Annotated in this window: 21 protein-coding genes; 9 read left to right on the top strand and 12 right to left on the bottom strand. The window is 64.2% G+C overall.

The window, feature by feature from the left end; all coding sequences use genetic code 11:
• Positions 1–3: 3 nt before the first annotated feature.
• Positions 4–672: a glutathione S-transferase family protein gene (locus tag WBP07_RS04855; protein WP_395394592.1), complete on the bottom strand. Its 669-nt coding sequence runs from the start codon at positions 670–672 to the stop codon at positions 4–6.
• A gap of 201 nt (positions 673–873) precedes the next feature.
• On the opposite strand from WBP07_RS04855, the gene WBP07_RS04860 reads away from it, so the two are divergent.
• Together WBP07_RS04860 and cobS are read left to right on the top strand one after the other, a co-directional pair.
• A complete protein-coding gene (locus WBP07_RS04860; RefSeq protein ID WP_395394593.1) occupies positions 874–1,551 on the top strand; it encodes a winged helix-turn-helix transcriptional regulator in 678 nt (225 codons plus the stop codon).
• An 83-nt stretch (positions 1,552–1,634) separates the two neighbouring features.
• Positions 1,635–2,627 (top strand): cobaltochelatase subunit CobS, encoded by a 993-nt coding sequence (cobS, locus tag WBP07_RS04865; protein ID WP_395394595.1) that lies wholly within the window; start codon positions 1,635–1,637, stop codon positions 2,625–2,627.
• 477 nt (positions 2,628–3,104) lie between these two features.
• Here cobS and truA read toward each other — a convergent pair whose 3' ends face one another.
• The gene (gene truA / locus WBP07_RS04870; protein ID WP_395395723.1) at positions 3,105–3,851 is read right to left on the bottom strand and encodes a tRNA pseudouridine(38-40) synthase TruA; all 747 of its coding nucleotides are present in this window, start codon (positions 3,849–3,851) and stop codon (positions 3,105–3,107) included.
• 98 nt (positions 3,852–3,949) lie between these two features.
• On the opposite strand from truA, the gene WBP07_RS04875 reads away from it, so the two are divergent.
• On the top strand, positions 3,950–4,471 hold the full coding sequence (locus WBP07_RS04875) for a cupin domain-containing protein (RefSeq protein WP_395394597.1): 522 nt from the start codon (positions 3,950–3,952) through the stop codon (positions 4,469–4,471).
• Between the two features lie 3 nt (positions 4,472–4,474).
• Here the strand turns inward: WBP07_RS04875 and fmt are convergent, their stop codons facing one another.
• Entirely contained in the window at positions 4,475–5,383 is a 909-nt protein-coding gene (gene fmt / locus WBP07_RS04880; protein ID WP_395394599.1) for a methionyl-tRNA formyltransferase, read from the bottom strand.
• A gap of 60 nt (positions 5,384–5,443) precedes the next feature.
• On the opposite strand from fmt, the gene recR reads away from it, so the two are divergent.
• From recR to rmuC, 3 genes are all read left to right on the top strand, one after another.
• Positions 5,444–6,040, top strand: coding sequence for a recombination mediator RecR (gene recR, locus WBP07_RS04885; RefSeq protein WP_395394601.1), 597 nt, complete (start codon positions 5,444–5,446; stop codon positions 6,038–6,040).
• Between the two features lie 73 nt (positions 6,041–6,113).
• Entirely contained in the window at positions 6,114–6,683 is a 570-nt protein-coding gene (gene def, locus WBP07_RS04890) for a peptide deformylase (protein WP_395394603.1), read from the top strand.
• A 68-nt stretch (positions 6,684–6,751) separates the two neighbouring features.
• A complete protein-coding gene (gene rmuC / locus WBP07_RS04895; RefSeq protein ID WP_395394604.1) occupies positions 6,752–8,359 on the top strand; it encodes a DNA recombination protein RmuC in 1,608 nt (535 codons plus the stop codon).
• Between the two features lie 3 nt (positions 8,360–8,362).
• Here the strand turns inward: rmuC and WBP07_RS04900 are convergent, their stop codons facing one another.
• From WBP07_RS04900 to WBP07_RS04935, 8 genes are all read right to left on the bottom strand, one after another.
• Positions 8,363–8,839: an META domain-containing protein gene (locus WBP07_RS04900; RefSeq protein WP_395394605.1), complete on the bottom strand. Its 477-nt coding sequence runs from the start codon at positions 8,837–8,839 to the stop codon at positions 8,363–8,365.
• Between the two features lie 322 nt (positions 8,840–9,161).
• Positions 9,162–9,974, bottom strand: coding sequence for a TrmH family RNA methyltransferase (locus tag WBP07_RS04905; RefSeq protein WP_395394606.1), 813 nt, complete (start codon positions 9,972–9,974; stop codon positions 9,162–9,164).
• A 10-nt stretch (positions 9,975–9,984) separates the two neighbouring features.
• The gene (locus tag WBP07_RS04910) at positions 9,985–10,263 is read right to left on the bottom strand and encodes an HPr family phosphocarrier protein (RefSeq protein ID WP_395394607.1); all 279 of its coding nucleotides are present in this window, start codon (positions 10,261–10,263) and stop codon (positions 9,985–9,987) included.
• Positions 10,260–10,667, bottom strand: coding sequence for a PTS sugar transporter subunit IIA (locus tag WBP07_RS04915; protein WP_395332833.1), 408 nt, complete (start codon positions 10,665–10,667; stop codon positions 10,260–10,262). The genes WBP07_RS04910 and WBP07_RS04915 overlap by 4 nt, the downstream gene beginning before the upstream one ends.
• Before the next feature lie 66 nt (positions 10,668–10,733).
• Positions 10,734–11,696: an RNase adapter RapZ gene (rapZ, locus tag WBP07_RS04920; protein WP_395394608.1), complete on the bottom strand. Its 963-nt coding sequence runs from the start codon at positions 11,694–11,696 to the stop codon at positions 10,734–10,736.
• A gap of 52 nt (positions 11,697–11,748) precedes the next feature.
• Positions 11,749–12,183, bottom strand: a complete 435-nt coding sequence (locus tag WBP07_RS04925) for an HPr kinase/phosphorylase (protein WP_395394609.1) — start codon at positions 12,181–12,183, stop codon at positions 11,749–11,751.
• A 2-nt stretch (positions 12,184–12,185) separates the two neighbouring features.
• Entirely contained in the window at positions 12,186–13,793 is a 1,608-nt protein-coding gene (locus WBP07_RS04930) for a stimulus-sensing domain-containing protein (RefSeq protein WP_395394610.1), read from the bottom strand.
• Complete coding sequence (locus WBP07_RS04935) at positions 13,786–14,547, bottom strand: response regulator (protein ID WP_395394611.1); 762 nt, start codon at positions 14,545–14,547, stop codon at positions 13,786–13,788. Before WBP07_RS04935 ends, WBP07_RS04930 begins: the two co-directional genes overlap by 8 nt.
• 285 nt (positions 14,548–14,832) lie before the next feature.
• Here WBP07_RS04935 and WBP07_RS04940 point away from each other — a divergent pair, with 285 nt between their 5' ends.
• The 3 genes from WBP07_RS04940 (at position 14,833) to WBP07_RS04950 (ending at position 17,904) form a co-directional block, all read left to right on the top strand.
• Positions 14,833–16,440, top strand: coding sequence for a phosphoenolpyruvate carboxykinase (locus tag WBP07_RS04940; protein ID WP_395394613.1), 1,608 nt, complete (start codon positions 14,833–14,835; stop codon positions 16,438–16,440).
• A gap of 155 nt (positions 16,441–16,595) precedes the next feature.
• Positions 16,596–17,459, top strand: a complete 864-nt coding sequence (locus WBP07_RS04945) for a class I SAM-dependent methyltransferase (protein WP_395394614.1) — start codon at positions 16,596–16,598, stop codon at positions 17,457–17,459.
• A gap of 91 nt (positions 17,460–17,550) precedes the next feature.
• Positions 17,551–17,904 (top strand): hypothetical protein, encoded by a 354-nt coding sequence (locus tag WBP07_RS04950; RefSeq protein WP_395394615.1) that lies wholly within the window; start codon positions 17,551–17,553, stop codon positions 17,902–17,904.
• Positions 17,905–17,979: 75 nt separating this feature from the next.
• Here the strand turns inward: WBP07_RS04950 and WBP07_RS04955 are convergent, their stop codons facing one another.
• Positions 17,980–18,372 (bottom strand): DUF3597 domain-containing protein, encoded by a 393-nt coding sequence (locus WBP07_RS04955; protein WP_395394616.1) that lies wholly within the window; start codon positions 18,370–18,372, stop codon positions 17,980–17,982.
• Positions 18,373–18,497: the final 125 nt, after the last annotated feature.

An 18,497-nucleotide genomic window follows, 5' to 3' on the forward strand; every position in this document is an offset into this window, starting at 1 on the left:
GGTTCACTCTCCTGCGGGGGCGGAATAGGCTTCCAGTTGCTCTGTCAGGGCGCGGCGGAACGCCGGGCGGGCTTCGGCGCGGGCCTTGTAGGCGGCAAGCGCGGGGAAGGCGGCCAGCATGTCCGTATGGTCCAGGCAGCGCAGCACCGTGACCATCAGGATGTCGGCGATGGTGAAGGGGCCGGCCAGCCAATCGCGGTCCGCCAGCGCCTTTTCGACCACGGCTAGCTTCTTTTCCGCCAGCTTCACCGCGCCCGGCCGGGCCTGCGCGGCCCAGGCCTCGTTCACGTAGAATATGTCGATCGCGTTGATCTGCAGCACATGCGGTTCAACGCTGTTCATCCCGGCGAACAGCCAAGTGATCGCCTGCCAGCGCGTGGCGGAAGCGATGGGCAGCAGGCGCGGATCCTGTTCGCCAAGGTAGAGCAGGATGGCGCCGCTTTCGAACATCCGAATCTCGCCATCGTCGAAGGCGGGAACCTGCGCGAAGGGCTGCCATTCGCGATATTCGTCGCTGCGCGGCGTCATCGCATCGAACAGCTCCATCCGGTAATCGCGGCCGATCTCCTCAAGCGCCCAGCGGATGCGCAAATCACGCACCACGCCGCGCACCGGAGGGGGCACGTTGTTGAATCCGCTGACTACCGTTGCTGCGTTGTCGCACACAGGCATCTGCTTTCTCCCACTGATGGCCATAACACAGGTCGGCAATCGAGCGGACCTGCGAAGTGATTGCCGCCGGTTCTCTTGCGGCGAATCGTTATTGCCTAACGCTGCGCTGATGGGTTACAAAAAGCAACTATGAAGTTACAAAATGAAACTAGAGTGACGACGAAGCGAGGAAAGGACGCGTGCAAGGCCGATGAGTCAGGCGTGCGTAATGGGGGGCGGCATGGCCGCTGGTATGAGGATGCCTGCGGCGGTTCGCTGGCGCTGGAGCTGATCGGCGAACGCTGGTCGCTGCTGATCGTGCGCGAGATGCTGCTGGGACCGCGCCGCTTTAACGAACTGCGCGCCGCGCTGCCGACGCTGAGCGCCAAAGTCTTGACCGAGCGGTTGGGCTCGCTGGAGGCATCCGGAATCGTCCGCCGCACGAAACTGGCGCCGCCGGCATCGGTGCAGGTGTATGGCCTTACCGAGTGGGGCCACGGGCTGGAGCCGGTGCTGCTGGAACTGGTACGCTGGGGGCTGCGCTCTCCCGGTCACGATCCCGCGCTGGCGTTCACGCCGGTTTCGCTGATGCTGTCGCTGCGCGCCCTGATCGACCGGCCGCGCGCGGGCGATCTTTCGCTATTGGCGGCTTTTGACATCGGCGACCAGAAATTCGCGGCGCAACTGCGTCAGGGTGAGCTGGAGGTTCGTTCGGCGGGGGAGGGCGCGATCGAGCCGGACTTGCGCTTTTCGGCCGCCACTGCATCCGATTTTCTCCCGGTCTTCTACGGCAAGCGCTCGGTAGAGGAAGCGGGCGGAAAGCTGGCGATCGACGGCAATCCCGCCACGGCGGCGCGCTTCATCGATCTTTTCGCACTGCCGCCCAAGTTCCGGGTCTGACGCGAAATACTGGCCCGCCCGATGTCATTCCATGGTCAAAGCCTGTTGCGGTGCAGCGCCCGCTTGTCTACCCGGTACGCACGATGACTGAGTCAGAGACCATGAAGCCCGACAACCGCGAAACCACCGTCCTTGCCGCTCCCGACATCGAAGTCGACGTTCGCGAGACTTTCGGCATCGATATCGACATGAAGGTGCCTGCCTTCTCCGTCGCCGATGAACGCGTGCCCGATCTGGACGAAACCTACGTCTTCGATCCGGACACCACCCTCGCGATCCTGGCGGGCTTTGCCTACAACCGCCGCGTGATGGTGCAGGGCTATCACGGCACCGGCAAGTCGACGCATATCGAGCAGGTGGCCGCGCGCCTGAAGTGGCCGTGCATCCGCATCAACCTGGACGCGCACATCAGCCGTATCGACCTGATCGGGCGTGACGCGATCGTGCTGCGCGACGGTCTTCAGGTTACCGAATTCCGCGAAGGCCTGCTGCCCTGGGCGCTCCAGCACCCGGTCGCGCTCGTCTTCGACGAATACGACGCGGGCCGTCCGGACGTGATGTTCGTGATCCAGCGCATCCTGGAGACGGAAGGCAAGCTGACCTTGCTCGACCAGAACCGCGTGATCCGCCCGGACAAGCATTTCCGCCTTTTCGCCACCGCGAACACGGTGGGCCTTGGCGACACTTCGGGCCTCTACCACGGTACCCAGCAGATCAACCAGGGCCAGATGGACCGCTGGAATCTGGTCGTCGGCCTCAACTATCTGCCGCAGCCGGTCGAGACGGACATCGTCACGAAGAAGGTGCCGCAGGTGGATGCCGCGACGATCGCCAACATGGTCAAGGTGGCCGACTTCTCGCGCCAGGGCTTCATGAACGGCGATATCTCGACCGTGATGAGCCCGCGTACGGTCATCACCTGGGCGCAGAACACCGCGATCTTCAACGATGTGGGCTTCGCCTTCCGCCTCTCGTTCCTGAACAAGTGCGACGAGACGGAACGCGTGATGGTGGCGGAATACTACCAGCGCGTATTCGGCACGGAACTGCCGGAAAGCGTTGTCGGCAAGGCCTGACCCGCGCCGGACGATTTAGGAAAAGGGGAGGCTGCGGCCTCCCTTTTTTGTATCCGGGTACCGGCTGCTAGAGCGTTTTCTAATCAGGTGGAATCACCTGATGACTCGGAAAACGCGGAAAACCAGAAACTTAGAGCAGTTGGTCCGATGCAATCGGACCGGAAACTGCTCTAGCCCGCCGGACGGCATTGCGGGCGCCGCGCAGCCCGGTTTTCCTACCTGCAGCGGTGCGCGTAAGCATGCTGGCATGTCTCATCGACCTGCAGCCCTGGATGCCATCTTGCTGACGCCTTGTGAGGGCGAAACGCAGTGACCTGCGCCACGCACAAGGTGACGGTTCGCCATCTGAAAGTGACAGGTCTCCCCGGCAAGGTGACACTTTTCGCTGCCAAGGTGACACTTTCGGCGCGAAAGGCCGGTTTTTCACCAGGACCGTGTCAACTGTGTCAACCGGCGTGCCACCTTGCGCGGCGCGCGTCAGTTGGCGGGGTAGACCGCGTTCACGAAATAGAGCCCGTCCGGCGGAGCATTCAGTCCCAGCACCTGCCGGTCCCGCGCTTCCAGCGCTTCGGCCATCTGGTGTTCCTTCCAGCGGCCCATGCCCACCAGCGCCAGGCAGCCCACCATCGACCGGACCTGATGGTGCAGGAAGCTGCGCGCCTCGGCCTCGATCAGCACCGTCTCGCCCTCCCGCCGCACATCCAGCCGGTCCAGCGTCTTGATCGGGCTGCCGGACTGGCAGTGGGCGGAACGGAACGTCGTGAAATCGTGCAGGCCGATCAGCGACTGCGCGGCGCGGTGCATGGCAACCTCGTCCAGCGGCTTGGCCACCTGCCACGCCTTGCCACGCTCCAGCGTCAGCGGCGCCCGGCGGTTGACGATCCGGTAGACATAGGCGCGCCCGATGCAGGCAAAACGCGCATGCCAGTCGTCCGGCACGATCTCGCAGGCAACCACCGCGATCGGATGGGGGCGCAGCCGCGCGTTCATGCCTTCCATGAATTGGAAGGGCGTGAACGGCTTTTCGATGTCGATATGCGCTTTCATGCCCAGCGCATGGACGCCTGCATCGGTGCGCCCGGCGGCATGCATGATCGTGGCCTGGCCGGTCAGAGCGAAAGCCGCATCCTCGACGCTCTGCTGCACCGAGGGGCCGTGCGACTGGCGCTGAAGCCCCATGAACGGGCGGCCATCGAATTCGAGAGTAAGGGCAAAGCGGGTCATCGCGCCGCCGATACAGGACTGCGCGGGCTCTGCAAACGGCTTGGCGTGCGTGGGGAAGCGGCGCATCCTTGACGGAAGGCATGACAGGAGAGCGTTGGATGGCTGAGGAAAGACCGCGTTTCGAGATATTCCGGGGCACCGATGCGCCCACGCTGAACGAATGCGGCTGCATGACCCTTGCCGGTGAAGCGCCCAACATGATCGCCGCGCTGCCGCTCTTTGCTGGCGCCGGCCCGGAAAGTGGTGAACTGGTGGACGTACCCTATCGCCGGCCGGGGATGAGCCTTGCCCGGCTCCAGCTCAAAAGCGGCTTCGCGTTGCCGCTGCACAGCCACGATTGCGATTGCCTCTATTACATCGTCGCCGGCAGCGTCGAACTCGGCACCGAGACGCTGGCGGCGGGTGACGGTTTCTTCGTTGGCAGCGAAGTGCCCTACGCCTATCTGGCCGGGCCGGAAGGCGCCGAAGTCCTGGAATTTCGCGCTACGGATGCCTTCGACATCCGCGTGCGCGACAAGTCGCCCGAAGGCTGGGCGAAGGCCGCCGAGAAAGTCCGCGACGCGCAGGAGCGCTGGGCGAACGAGCCGCCGCCCGTGCGCCACCTGCCGGTGCGGACCTGAGACTCAGCCGAGACGCGTGCCCGCAGGAATCGGACGCCCGCGCAGCAGGTCGGCCGTTTCCATCGCCGGCTTGCCCGCGCGCTGGATGCGTGTGACCCGGATCGCGCCTTCGCCGCAGGCCACGGTGAGGGCATCGTCGAGTGTAGTACCCGGCTCTCCCGAAGTGCCGGCAAGATCGGCTGCCAGCACCTTGTACCGCTCACCGTCGAGTTCGAAGAATGCGCCCGGCGCCGGCATGAAAGCGCGAACCTGCCGCTCCACCTGCTCGGCGGGCTGCGTGAAATCGAGTCGCGCCTCGGCCTTGTCGATCTTCTTCGCGTAAGTGACGCCATCCTCCGGCTGGGCAACGGCTCGGTGTACCGCCAGATCTCGCAGCGTGCCGACCATCAGTTGCGCACCCTTCTCGGCGAGTTCGCTGGTCAGCTCGCCCGCCGTCTTGCGGTCGATGGTGGTGCGCAACGTCGCCAGCATCGGCCCGGTGTCTAGGCCGGCTTCCATCTGCATGATGGTAATGCCGGTCGTCGGATCACCCGCCAGAATCGCCCGCTGGATCGGCGCCGCCCCGCGCCAACGCGGCAGGATGGAGCCGTGAATGTTGAGGCAGCCCAGCCGCGGCGCATCCAGTACCGCCTGCGGCAGAAGCAGGCCGTATGCGGCAACCACGGCGATATCCGCCTCAAGCGCGGCGAACTTTTCCTGCTCTTCCACGCTTTTGAGCGAAACCGGATGCCGCACTTCGATGCCGCGCGCTTCGGCTTCCTTGTGGACGGGCGAGGGCGTCAGTTCCTTGCCGCGACGGCCGCCGGGGCGTGGCGGCTGGCTGTAGGCGGCCACGACCTCATGCCCGGCCTCGACCAGCGCGACGAGTGCGGGCACCGCAAATTCGGGCGTTCCCATGAAGACGATGCGCATGGTGTGGGGAATTCTCCAGAAGGCTTCCTCTAAGGCTTTGGAGGCCCTATCTCCGGCGCCATGGCATCGCAAGAGATCGAGACGCTTACCGCCGCGCTGTCGCGCCTTCCCGGCCTCGGCCCCCGTTCCGCCCGTCGCGCGGTGTTGTGGCTGATCAAGCGGCGGGAGACGTCGCTGGTGCAATTGGTCGACGCGCTTGCAGGGGTGCGCGAAGCGCTCGTCGAGTGCCAGACCTGCGGCAATATCGACACCACCAACCCCTGCGGCATCTGCGCCGATCCGCGCCGAGATGCGCGCTCGCTCTGCGTGGTAGAGGAAGTGGCGGACCTCTGGGCGCTGGACCGCGCGCGGCTTTTCAACGGCCGCTACCATGTCCTCGGTGGCCGCCTTTCCGCGCTCGACGGCGTGCGTCCGGAAGATTTGACGATCGACAGCCTGCTTCAGCGCGTGGAGCAAGGCGGTATCGACGAAGTCGTCCTGGCCATGAATGCCACGCTCGAAGGTCAGACCACGGCGCACTACATTGCCGAGCGTCTTGAAGGACTTCCGGTGCGCATCACTCAGCTTGCGCACGGGCTACCGGTGGGCGGTGAACTGGACTATCTGGACGAGGGCACGCTGGCTCAGGCGATCCGCGCCAGGCGGCCCGTCGCCTAGGTCCCGCTTCGCCGATCACTGTCATCGAAGCGTCCATCTTGCGAGAATCGGCCATCGCGCTTATTTGCGACGCATGGCTATCCGTGAAATCCTCGAAGTTCCCGATCCGCGTCTCAAGCAGGTTTCGGTCCCCGTCGAAAAGTTCGACGACGAGCTCAAGACGCTTGTCGAAGACATGTTCGAGACGATGTATGACGCGCCGGGCATCGGCCTTGCCGCCATTCAGGTGGGTGTGCCGCTGCGCGTTCTCGTGATCGATCTTCAGCCCGATGATGAAGATGCGGAGCCGGAAGTGTGCAGCGCCCATGGCGGCCACCACCACACCCACCAGCCGACCAAGAAGGAACCCCGGATCTTCATCAATCCGGAGATCCTCGATCCGTCGGAAGAGCACACCGTCTATCAGGAAGGCTGCCTTTCGGTGCCGGAGATCTTCGCCGACGTCGAACGTCCTTCGCGCATCCGCGCTCGCTGGCAGGACCTTGACGGTACGGTTCACGAAGAGGACATGGACGGCCTGATGGCCACCTGCCTGCAGCATGAGATGGACCATCTCGAAGGCATTCTCTTCATCGATCACCTCTCGCGCCTGAAGCGCCAGATGGCGCTCAAGAAGCTGGACAAGCTGCGCAAGGCGGCCTGATTTCGCACATTGGGGAAAAGCCGGTCTGAGGGCTGGCGTTCCCTGAATGTTCCGGATATGCTGCCGGAATGGAAATTGCTGTCTTCGCCATTCTCGCGCTCGTTGTCGGCCTTGGGGCCGGCTGGTTCTTCGGTTCCAGACCTGTCGCGGAATGGCGAAATCGGCACGAATCCCGCGATCGGGAGGCGCGTGAACTTGATGAGAAGTTCCGCGCCGCGATTCGCGACCTCGCATCGGCCAGCGAACGCGCAAGCCGGGCGGACGATCTCTCCCACGCCCTTGATCGCAGCCGCGTTGACCATGCCGAAGCCATGGAACTCGTCCGGCGCAGCCACGGCGAAGCCGTAGAGCGACTGCGTGGCGAACATGGCACTGCGCTCGAACGCACGCGTGGCGATCTCACCCTGATTCTCGAAAATACACGCACCGAACATGCCTCGCTGGTCGATGCGCTGCGCCGGGAGCAGCGCGACCTTGCTTCGGAGCTGGCGACATTGCGTGAGAAGTCTGCGAATTTCGACGAGCAGAAGCGCTTGCTGATCGAAGCGCAGGAAGCGCTGCGCAAGGAATTCGAAAACGCTGGGGCCAAAGTGCTGGCGGGTGCGCAGGAAGCGTTCCTCAGTCGTGCCGGTGCGCGTTTCGAAGAGAGCGAGAAGGCCAATGCCGAGCGGATTGCCACTTTGCTGGCACCCGTCGGTGCGCGGCTGAAGAGCTACGAGGAACAGGTCACTGCGTTGGAGGCCAAGCGGGTCGATGCGTTCGGCCAGCTTACCGGGCAGATCGAGGCGCTGCGCGTGGGGCAGGAGCAGGTGCGGGCCGAGGCTGTCCGCCTCGGCAACTCGCTACGCAATGCCCCGAAGGCACGTGGTCGCTGGGGCGAGCAGCAGCTCAAGAACGTGCTCGAACAATGCGGTCTGACCGAGCATACCGATTTCGTGACCGAGCATTCGATCGAGACGGATGAAGGGCGCCTTCGTCCGGACGCGATCGTGCGCATTCCGGGCAACAAGCAGCTTGTCATCGACGCCAAAGTCTCGCTCAACGCCTATCAGGATGCCTTTGAAGCGGATGATGAAACGCGCCGCTTGGCGTTCCTTGACCAGCATGCCGCGTCGATGCGCAATCACATCCAGACGCTGGGCAACAAGAGCTATCAGAGCCAGTTCGAGAACGCGCCGGACTACGTGCTGATGTTCGTTCCGGGTGAGCATTTCATTGCCGCCGCGCTCGATCACGATTCAAGCCTGTGGGACTATGCCTTCGAACGCCGCGTGTTGCTGGCGAGCCCGACCAACCTTGTCGCCATTTGCCGCACCATTGCGCAGGTCTGGCAGCAGGAGGGGCTCGCCAAGGAAGCGCGCGAGATCGGCAAGCTTGGCAGCGACCTCTACGACAGCCTGGCCAAGACGCAGGACGATCTCGGCAAGGTTGGCGTGCACCTTGGCCGTGCGGTGAACAGCTTCAACGACTTTGCGCGGACCTATGAAGGCAACGTGATGAGCCGGGCACGCCGGCTGACTGAAAAGCACATCAAGATCGGCAAGCGCGAGATTTCGGACGAAGTCGCGGCTGTCGAGGCGATGCCGCGTTATTCGGAACATGGTGCCGAGCAGGGCGCGCAGCTGGCTGATTTTTCGAGCGAAATGGAAGAAGAGGGCGCCGAAGCGGCCGAGTAAGCCTCAGCTTCCTTTGCCGGGGGCCTTGTCGTTCCCGGCAACGCTGGTTTCTCGCTGCAGTTCGGCGGTATGGCCGCTCGATTGCAGGATCATGCGATTGTTGTCGATGGTCAACCGCGGCGTCGCGACCAGAAGCGCGCCGATCGCTTTCTCCTGATCCCATGCCGGGGTAGGGCAACTCATCTCGGTGAGTGCAAGTGGACCGGCAATCAGGCGGTCGTCATCGACATGCCATGGGCCGTCCATCTGGTTACAGCCCACGCGCACGCCGATTTTCCGGCCTTCGAACGCGATTCGCGCGCCATCCGCTTGCGGGCGCTGCCCGTCGATCAGCGTGAAACGCCAACTGCTGCGGGCAAATTGGGAGTCGCTGTTGCCGCCCGAACAGGCGGCAAGCGTCGCCGCGCAGGCGACCGGCAGGTAAGCGTGACGAAACATGGCGCAGTTCTGGCACGGCTGACCTGAGGCTGTGATGAACATGGAGCTCGGGAAACCGCCCGTGCAAGCCCTGGCATGCAGGGAAATCGATGGAGGCTCGATGGTTTAGGCTGACATTGGGCTGTCGGGACGCGCTCACAGCGAACACGGCTCGGCCCTTTCGTCATTGCGGGCGAAGCGAAGCAAACCAGGGCAGACGAGTGCCGGTCTGGATTGCTTCGCTTCGCCCGCAATGACGAGGTGAAATGGGCTATTCTGCAACTGCCGCGCTGTCGCTATCGCGGGGCTGCAGGCAAGCTGATGAGAGGTTTTCGCTAAATTTCAGCGTCATTCCCGGCAAATGTCCGCTGGAAACCTCTGCCCTTCAGGCCTCCGGACGCAGATGCGCCAGTGCTTCATAAGCCAGCACGGCTCCGGCAACGGCTGCGTTGAGGCTGTCCGCACGGCCGAGCATCGGGATCGTCACGCGCAGGTCGCAGGCTTCCTCATATTCCTGCGGCAGCCCTTGCGATTCGTTGCCCACCATCAGGAAGCACGGTGCCGCGTAGGGCGCCTTGCGATAGTCGGTCGGATCACGCAGCGAAGCGGCGACGAGTTGGCCTTCTCCGCCGCGCAGCCAAGGCAGGAACTCATCCCAGCGCGCGGTCGCAATTTTCTGGGTGAAGATCGCGCCCATGCTGGCGCGAACCGCCTCAACCGAGAAAGGATCGGCGCAGTCGTCCAGCAGGATCAGCCCGCCCGCTCCCACGGCGTCGCCGGTACGGAGCATGGTGCCGAGGTTGCCGGGATCGCGCAGGGCCTGTGCCACCAGCCAGATCGGCGCCGCCGAGCGGTCCAGGTTGGCAAGGCGCGTATCGAACTCTGCGAAAACGCCGGCAACGGCCTGCGGGTTGTCCTTGCCGGTGACTTTGGCAAGGATCTCCACATCCATCTCGACGATGTCGCCGCCGGCAGCGGCCACAGCTTCTTCCAGCGCGTCGAGCAGGGGGTGCGGATCGCGGCCGATCGCCATGACCAGCATTTCCGGGACGATGCCGCATTCGCGCGCATCGGTCAGCAGGCGCAGGCCTTCGGCAAGGAATCGCTGTTCCCGCTTGCGGTGCTTCTTCTCACGCAAGGAGCGCAGGAACTTGACCAGCGGGTTCGAAAATCCGGTAATTGTGCGGCGCTCGGCCAAAGGACTGCCCTTATTCTTCGCCGAAACCGTCGCGGACGAGGGTGGCGAGCACGGTCAGCGCTTGTGGCGCGCCGTCACCCGTGCAGGAAATTTCGATGCTATCGCCTTTGGCGGCGCCCAGCATCATCAGACCGAGGATCGAATTGCCGGCGGCTTCCACACCGTCCTTGCCCACTCTCACCAGTACGGAAGCGGGCAGTTCGGCCACATGGTTCACGAACTTGGCGCTGGCGCGCGCGTGAAGCCCGCGCTGGTTGACGATCAGAACGGTCTCACTGCAATCATTCATGCGGCATCTTGTCCCAGGTATTCGCTCGCGATCGTGATGTAATTGCGCCCGGCATCGCGCGCGGCGGCCGCGGCTTCGCGTACCGACATGCAGGCACGCGCCTTGGCGAGACGGATCAGCATCGGCAGGTTGATGCCAGCGATCACTTCCACGCGGCCCGCTTCCATCAGCGAAATCGCCAGATTGGAGGGGGTGCCGCCGAACAGGTCGGTAAGGATGATGACGCCTTCGCCGCTGTCTACCGCGACGATTGCGTCCGCAATTTCGCTGCGGCGGCGCTCCATATCGTCATTGGGGCCGATGCAGACAGTCGCTACCGCCGACTGATCGCCGACGACGTGCTCCATCGCGTGTACGAACTCTTCGGCGAGATTGCCGTGAGTTACCAGGATCATGCCGATCATGCTGGAAACGGGCTCCGAACTTTTTCTTGCTTGGGCGACCAGGTACTTTGTTCCCGGGGGGTATGCTTATCGTTCACGCCGCTGACCTCCTTCCAGAAGATCGGCTGCTCGCGAGCCCAGGTTGCGGTGCAACAATGTGGGCGAAAATCCCGCTTCGCGCAAGGCCGCAGCCATGAGTTCGGCTGTGTATACTGACCGGTGCCGGCCGCCGGTGCAGCCGAAAGCGATATGCACATAGGCCTTGCCCTGCGCCCGGTAGCGCGGAAGCAGCAGCAACAGCAGGTCGCGAATGCGGGCAAACGCTTCGTCGAAGGCCGGATCGCGGCGGATGTAGTTGCCTACTGGGGCATCCAGCCCGGTCATCGGGCGCAGTTCCGGATCCCAATGCGGGTTTTCAACGAAGCGCATGTCGAACACCAGATCGGCCAGCGGCGGCATCCCGCGCGAGAAGCCGAAACTGGAGACCGTAAGCGTCAGATCGTCCGGCGCTTCGGCGGAAAACCGTTCGCGAATCACCCGTTGGAGGTCGTTGGAGGTAAACTCGGTGGTTTCCACCAGCAGGTCCGCCCAGCGGCGCAGCGGCGCCAGCAACTCGCGCTCGGCGCGAATGCCGGTGTCCACCGGCGCATCGACGGCAAGGGCGTGGCGGCGGCGCGTCTCGTTGAAGCGGCGTTCCAGTTCCTTGCTCGAACAGTCGAGGAACAGGGTGTTCACCTCGACATCGCCGCGTTCGCTGAGCGCCCTGACTTGCGCGATTACGCGATCGGGGTCGAAGCCACGTGTGCGGCAGTCGAAACCGATCGCCAGCGGAGGGCGCGGCGATTGGTCCGCCACCGGCGCGCTTTCGATCAGGCGTTCCAGCAGGCGCACCGGGAAGTTGTCGATGATTTCCCAGCCAAGGTCCTCAAGAACCCGCAATGCCGTGGTCTTGCCGGCGCCGAGCATGCCGGTAACCAGCAGCACACGTTGTCGGTCGGACACGGCACCGGTTTCCGACAATTGGTCGGATTCGGGGGAATCGAGGTTCATGCGCGCCTGTTTGCGCCGGGCGGATCGGAAAGGGAAGGGGGCGGCAGTACAGTCAGCAAACCCTGTTGCCAAAGTGGGACAGTGCCAGTTCCGCCTTGATCGCCAATGGCCCCGCATGCGGCCAGAGGCGTACCAGCGGAAGCGCGATTCCGGCGATCTCTGTCTTCTCCGCAGCGTCGATGAAGCGCGGGGCCTGCGGATCGAGCGCGATCATCAGCACCACCGGCGCTTCCTCGACGCAAGGAAAGGCCATGATGCCAAGATTGCGGACTTCCAGCAGGCCGCGGGTATTGGGATGCGGATGGGCCAGCAGACGACCATCCGTGGCCGTGAGCAGGACGCCGTCGTCGCCCACCAGCACCGCGCCCCGGTCGATCAGCTCCAGCGCGAGGCTGGACTTGCCCGAGCCGGAAGGGCCCTCGATCAGCATCGCGCGGCCGTCGATGGCGACGCAAGTGGTCTGGCGGACGAGGGGCGGCGAAGTCATCGTCATTCGCCCTGCCATGCGGGGAGGGAGAACACCAGGCGGGCGCCGTGTTCGCCATCGGTCCGGTCGGTCGCGCGCAGCTTGCCGAAGTGGGCTTCGACGATGGTGCGGGCGATGGCGAGGCCGAGGCCGCTGTGCTTGCCGAATTCCTCCCCCGATGGGCGCAGCGAATGGAAGCGTTCGAAAATGCGTTCCCGCGCGGCTTCCGGAATGCCCGGGCCATGGTCTGATACGCCGATGACGACGCGCTGGCCTTCGCGGGCCAACGAGACCTCTATCGGGGCGCCGCCGGGGGAGAACGAGATGGCGTTGTCCAGCAGGTTCTGGAGCACGCGCTCCAGCCGGCCGGCATCGCCGGGTACGATAAGCTGGCCGGGGCCATGCACATCGGTACCGGCGGCCTCGACGATCTCGACCGGGCAATTGCCGTTGACGCCGCGTTGTTCACGCTCGGCGACGAGGGCGCGGACCAGCCGCAGCATGTCGACCGGCTCGAAGGTGGTGCGGCTGAGTTCGGCATCGATGCGGCTGGCATCGGCGATTTCGGTGACGAGAAAGTCGATCCGCCGCACATCGTCCTTGGCGATGCCGATAAGCTGGCGGCGCAACCCGGGGTCTTCCACCCGGTCCAGGCTTTCGAGTGCGCTGCGCAGCGAGGTGAGCGGGTTCTTCAGCTCATGCGCGACATCGGCGGCGAAGCTTTCGACCGCGTCGATGCGCTGGCGCAAGGCGCCGCTCATATCCGAGACGGCGCGCGCGAGCAGACCGATTTCATCCCGTCGGTCGGGCAGACGGGGGACGACGACGCTGCGGTCGCGCCCCAGCCGCACGCGGACGGTGGCGCGCACCAGCTTGCGCAAGGGTTCCACGATGGTGCGGGCAAGGAACAGCGACAGCAGGATGGAGACGCCCAGTGCGCCGCCGACGATGATCGCCAGCGTCTGGCGCGCCATGCGCACGTTCTCGGTGATGTCGCGGGCATTGCGGGTGACGAGCAGGGCATCGCCGTTCTTGCCCACCGGAGTGGCGGCGATGATCACCGGCGTGCGGTCCGGCGCGGCCTCATGGCTGACTTCGGTACGGCCGGAGGCGAGCGCGGCGGCAATTTCCGGCCATGCGCGCGCGTCGGAATCCGGATTGTCGTGGTAGGGGGGCACCGGCGGCGAGCCGAGCACGAAGTCCATGCTGCGGTCCAGCGCGCGGGCGGCGTCCTGCAGCCAGGGCTCACTGGCCGGGTCGATCAAGGTGTAGGACGGCGGGGCGAGCTTGAAGCTGTCCGCCACCAGCTTTCCGTGCGCGTCGAACAGGCGCAGGCGCAGCGCCTCGCTCGATCCGATGCGGCCGATCAACTCGCGGCGCTGGTCCGCCCGCGTGGCATAGAGCGCGTGGGCGACGATTTCTGCCTGCGATGCGGCGAGGCGATAGCGTTCGTCCAGCAGCTCGCGGCGATAGCTGTCGAGGTAGAACAGGCTGCCGGCCAGGAGGGCCAGCGCGATGACGTTGACGGCAAGGATGCGCGCGGTGAGCGAGACGCGCCAAGGCAGGCCGATGCGGTTGCGCAGCGAAGCCTTTCGCGGAGGAGAGCGATGCGCGCGCAGATGGTCAGCCATCGGTGAAGGAATAGCCCGCGCCATAGAGCGTGTCGATCGCGGCGAATTCGGGGTCTACGGCGCGGAACTTGCGGCGCAGGCGTTTGATGTGGCTGTCGATCGTGCGGTCGTCTACGTAGACGTCCTCGCTATAGGCGGCGTCCATCAGCTGGTTGCGGCTTTTGACCACGCCCGGGCGCATGGCGAGCGCTTCTAGGATCAGGAATTCGGTGACCGTCAGCGAGACCGGTCGATCTTGCCACGAGACCTGATGGCGCGCGGGATCAAGTTGCAGGCGGCCGCGCACCACGGTTTCGGGCAGGCTCTCGTCCGGCGCGGCGTCGGCCGGCGCGCGCGCCAGTTCGCTGCGCCGCAGGATGGCACGGATACGCGCCACCAGCAGGCGCTGGCTGAAGGGCTTGGTGATGTAATCGTCAGCGCCCATGGCCAGGCCCAGCGCTTCGTCCGGCTCCTCGTCCTTCGACGTCAGGAAGATTACCGGCAGGCTCGATTGTGCGCGAAGGGCCTGCAGCAAAGAGAGGCCGTCCATGCGCGGCATCTTGATATCGAAGATCGCCAGATCGGGCGGATTGTCCAGCAGGGCCTTCAGCGCGGCCTCGCTGTCCGTATAGACGCGGGTGACGAAGCCTTCGGCCTGGAGGCTGATGGAAAGCGTGGCGAGGATGTTGCGATCATCGTCGACCAGCGCGATCGTTTGCGGACGCGCCGCCGTATCGCCGCGCGATGCCTCGCTGCGCAAAATTTCGCTGCGCAAAATTTCACTGCGAGGCGGCTCGCCGTGCCCGGGCGGTGTCGATGGCTCGGCCATGGGGCTGATTAGGTCCTCTTTTTCGCTTCCTGCATAGGCCTAGCGGCACCGTGACAGGCTGACAATCTCCGTTCCGGACGCAAAAGAGATCACGTTCGTCGCAACCCGATTGGTTTATTTTCCTGTGGATTTGACGGAAAAGAGGGCGGCGATTAAGCGCGCCCCGAGTCTTGCGAAAAAATGTCCGGGTACCGGCCGATCCCCCTCGATCGGTGCCTGAAAATGGAGGAGATGACATTGACCGCTACCCTTAACTATCCGCTCGCCAAACAAGGCATTGAAACCAGCGCGGAAATTTTCGCGAATCTGGGAACGGCGCCGCTCGTCGAGCACGCAGTACGCAATGGAGAAGGCGTACTGAGTGTCGACGGTCCGTTCGTCGTCGCCACCGGCAAACACACCGGTCGCTCGGCCAAGGACAAGTTCATCGTCAAGGATGCCGAGACGGAGAACACGGTGTGGTGGGGCAAGACCAACGTCGCCATGACGCCGGAGCACTTTGCTGCGCTGAAGGAGGACTTCCTCAAGGCCGTGGCCGAGAAGGATACGCTCTATGTTGCGGACCTGTTCGGCGGTTCGCAGCCCGAGCACCGCGTCAATGTGCGCATCATCAACGAATTCGCCTGGCACAACCTGTTCATCCGCACGCTGCTGGTGCGCCCGACGGAAACGGAACTCGAAGGTTTCGCGCCCGAATACACGATCATCGACCTGCCCAGCTTCCGCGCCGATCCTGAGCGTCACGGCAGCCGCAGCGAAACCGTGATCGCGGTCAACTTCACCGAGAAGCTGATCCTGATCGGCGGTACGTCCTACGCGGGCGAAATGAAGAAGTCGGTCTTCGGCATCCTCAACTACCTGCTGCCCACGCGCGGCGTGATGCCGATGCACTGCTCCGCCAACATCGGGCCCGAGGGTGACACGGCCGTGTTCTTCGGCCTTTCCGGCACCGGCAAGACCACGCTTTCGGCCGACGCTTCGCGCACGCTGATCGGTGACGACGAGCATGGCTGGTCGGACACTGCCGTATTCAACTTCGAAGGCGGCTGCTACGCCAAGATGATCCGTCTCTCGGCCGAAGCCGAGCCGGAAATCTTCGCGACCACCAAGCGTTTCGGCACCGTCCTTGAAAACGTGGTGATCGATCCGGTGACGCGCCAGATCGACCTTGACGACAACTCGCTGGCCGAAAACAGCCGTGGTTCGTACCCGATCGACTTCATCCCGAACACGTCGGAGAAGAACCTCGGCCCGGTTCCGAAGAACATCATCTTCCTGACCGCCGACGCTTACGGCGTACTGCCCCCGATCGCGCGTCTCACGCCCGATCAGGCGATGTACCACTTCCTCTCGGGCTATACCGCGCGCGTCGCCGGTACCGAGATCGGCGTCACCGAGCCGGAAGCCACCTTCAGCACCTGCTTCGGCGCGCCGTTCATGCCGCGTCACCCGTCGGTCTACGGCAACCTCCTGAAGGAGCGTATCGCCAAGGGCGGCGTGAAGTGCTGGCTGGTCAACACCGGCTGGTCCGGCGGCAAGGCCACGATGGAAGGCATCAAGCGCATGCCGATCAAGGCCACCCGCGCACTGCTGAATGCCGCGCTCGACGGCAGCCTGAACACCGCCGAGTTCAAGGAAGATCCGAACTTCGGTTTCGAGATTCCGGTTGCGGTTCCGGGCGTGGATTCCAAGCTGCTCGATCCGCGTGCGGCCTGGGCTGACGGTGCGGAATACGACAAGACCGCGCAGACGCTGGTGAAGCAGTTCATCGACAACTTCGCCCAGTTCGAAGCGCATGTCGACGAAGGCGTTCGCAAGGCTGCGCCCGTTTCGGCCTGATCGGCCTTAACGCAAGCAAGCGCGTGCAAACAAAGGGGGCTCCGAAGCGATGGCTTCGGGGCCCTTTTTGCTGTTCGGGAAAGGAGGCGTTTCGGCGCTTTGAAATGCTCCTTAAAGTTGATATTAACGCGCAATAGCAATTTTAAGGAGCGGTAATGACGCGCAGGAACGTCTACCAAGTGTCCGATTGGAACGGCACCAGCGGGGAGCGCTGGGTGACCAATCAAGCCCGCCTCGATGTCATGCTGGCGCCGTTCGGGGATGCCGCGCTGGGGGCTGCCGCGCCGCAGGCCGGGGAACATGTGCTCGACGTCGGCTGCGGGGCGGGGACGCAGACGTTCGAGATCGGACGGCAGGTTGGCTCGCGCGGGCATGTTCTTGCGCTCGATATTTCCACACCGCTGGTGGGGCGGGCGCGGCAGACGATGCCGTCGAACCTCCCAGTCACCTTCGATGTCGCGGACGTCAGCGTCGCGCCGCTGCCGGTGGAGACTTTCGACCTGCTCTACTCGCGCTTTGGGGTGATGTTTTTCGACGATCCTGTTGCAGCATTTTCCCATATGCGCCTTTCCCTGCGGCCCGGCGGTCGCCTGGTTTTCGTCTGCTGGCGCAGCGCGGCGGAGAACGATTGGGTTCGCCTGCCGATGGGCGCGATCAAGGGCATCGTGCCACCATCCGCGCCGCCGCCGGCGGACGCGCCGGGTCCGTTCTCTTTCGGCGATCGCGCGCGGGTGGAAGGGATCCTGGCTGATGCGGGCTTCGTGGACTGCGCAATGCGGGCCTTCGATCACACCATCAGCTTTGGGCTGGGCGATAACCGCGATGCTGCGGTGGCCGATGCCGTGAACATGGCGTTCGAGGTGGGGCCGCTCTCTCGCGCTCTGGCGGACCAGCCGGACGACATTCGCGAACGCGCCGCAGAAGCCGTTCACTCAGCATTTGCCGCGCGCCCTGGAGAGCGCTCTGTAGAGATCGATGGCGCGGCCTGGATCGTCACGGCTCGCAATCCGGGGCGTTGATCGCGTGCGGTTTGACGGTGTCTGCGGAAAGCCTTCCGTTCGTCATCGTTTGCATCCATATTCGCTGCGCATCCATCAAGGAGACTGCACCATGGGAATTTTCGACGGCATTCTCGGACAGGTCAGCGATCACCCCGATGTCGAGAACCTTGCCGGCAAGCTGGGCATCGACCCGGCCACGGCCGAAAAGGCGATCGCCGCTCTCGGCTTCGCGCATCAGCAGGAAGGCGATACCGCGCAACTGGCAGCGGAAAAGACCGGCCTGGGCGTCGGCACGATCCAGCAGATCATTTCGTCGATCGGCGGTGAAGGTTCGCTTGGGCAGTTCGCCAGCATGGTTTCCAGCGATCCTTCGAAGTTCACCGCTTTCCTCGACAAGGACGGTGACGGCAGCGTGATCGATGACATCACCGACATGGCGAAGGGCCTGTTCGGCAAGAGCTGAACGGCATCGCCACGCAAAGAAAAGGCCGCCCTGCCAGAAGCAGGGCGGCCTTTTCTTTGGACATCGCCGGAAATGCTAATCGAGCATTTCGGCCGGCACCTTGCCGCCATGGGCTGCAAGCTGGCGCAGCGTTTCCTTGTGCAGCCACAGGTTCATTTCGGCCGAACCGTCCAGCGCGCCGGTATAGCCCAGCTCCTTCGCCAGTTCCTTGCGGTTTTCCAGGCTGGAATCGATGTCGAGCACTTTCATCAGATCGACGATCGAATGCTTCCAGTCGAGGTTCTTGCCGGCAGCCAGTTCGGTAAGCACGGCATCGACATCCACCGGCTCTGCCGCGACCGGCGGTGGTGGGGCGGCGGCCGCCGGTGCAGGTGCGGCCGGGGCAGGCGCGGGCGCCGCTGCCGCCGGGGGCGGTGCGGCCTTCTTCTTTCCGAAAATGGCATCCTTGATCGAGCCGAAGATGGACATGGACGTGTTCCTTGGCTGAGCCGCGGTGGGCTGCGTTTCGGGAGGCAAGGTACAGGGCGCCGCGCACGGCTGGGGCCGGATTCGGACCCGGCGTCCACGGCGCGACGATCCTGCCCGTTACGCTT

Origin of the sequence: Novosphingobium oxfordense (assembly GCF_044029435.1) — a bacterium.
In the GTDB taxonomy this organism is placed as follows: domain Bacteria; phylum Pseudomonadota; class Alphaproteobacteria; order Sphingomonadales; family Sphingomonadaceae; genus Novosphingobium.

Bases quoted from the DNA above. Each gene is read 5' to 3' on its own strand.
- WBP07_RS04925 (WP_395394609.1), bottom strand. From the start codon at position 12,183: ATGACTTCGCCGCCCCTCGTCCGCCAGACCACTTGCGTCGCCATCGAC.
- rapZ (WP_395394608.1), bottom strand. From the start codon at position 11,696: ATGAACCTCGATTCCCCCGAATCCGACCAATTGTCGGAAACCGGTGCC.
- truA (WP_395395723.1), bottom strand. From the start codon at position 3,851: ATGACCCGCTTTGCCCTTACTCTCGAATTCGATGGCCGCCCGTTCATG.
- rmuC (WP_395394604.1), top strand. From the start codon at position 6,752: ATGGAAATTGCTGTCTTCGCCATTCTCGCGCTCGTTGTCGGCCTTGGG.
- cobS (WP_395394595.1), top strand. From the start codon at position 1,635: ATGACTGAGTCAGAGACCATGAAGCCCGACAACCGCGAAACCACCGTC.
- fmt (WP_395394599.1), bottom strand. From the start codon at position 5,383: ATGCGCATCGTCTTCATGGGAACGCCCGAATTTGCGGTGCCCGCACTC.
- recR (WP_395394601.1), top strand. From the start codon at position 5,444: ATGGCATCGCAAGAGATCGAGACGCTTACCGCCGCGCTGTCGCGCCTT.
- def (WP_395394603.1), top strand. From the start codon at position 6,114: ATGGCTATCCGTGAAATCCTCGAAGTTCCCGATCCGCGTCTCAAGCAG.
- WBP07_RS04945 (WP_395394614.1), top strand. From the start codon at position 16,596: ATGACGCGCAGGAACGTCTACCAAGTGTCCGATTGGAACGGCACCAGC.
- WBP07_RS04940 (WP_395394613.1), top strand. From the start codon at position 14,833: ATGACATTGACCGCTACCCTTAACTATCCGCTCGCCAAACAAGGCATT.
- WBP07_RS04875 (WP_395394597.1), top strand. From the start codon at position 3,950: ATGGCTGAGGAAAGACCGCGTTTCGAGATATTCCGGGGCACCGATGCG.
- WBP07_RS04900 (WP_395394605.1), bottom strand. From the start codon at position 8,839: ATGTTCATCACAGCCTCAGGTCAGCCGTGCCAGAACTGCGCCATGTTT.
- WBP07_RS04855 (WP_395394592.1), bottom strand. From the start codon at position 672: ATGCCTGTGTGCGACAACGCAGCAACGGTAGTCAGCGGATTCAACAAC.
- WBP07_RS04950 (WP_395394615.1), top strand. From the start codon at position 17,551: ATGGGAATTTTCGACGGCATTCTCGGACAGGTCAGCGATCACCCCGAT.
- WBP07_RS04915 (WP_395332833.1), bottom strand. From the start codon at position 10,667: ATGATCGGCATGATCCTGGTAACTCACGGCAATCTCGCCGAAGAGTTC.
- WBP07_RS04910 (WP_395394607.1), bottom strand. From the start codon at position 10,263: ATGAATGATTGCAGTGAGACCGTTCTGATCGTCAACCAGCGCGGGCTT.
- WBP07_RS04930 (WP_395394610.1), bottom strand. From the start codon at position 13,793: ATGGCTGACCATCTGCGCGCGCATCGCTCTCCTCCGCGAAAGGCTTCG.
- WBP07_RS04955 (WP_395394616.1), bottom strand. From the start codon at position 18,372: ATGTCCATCTTCGGCTCGATCAAGGATGCCATTTTCGGAAAGAAGAAG.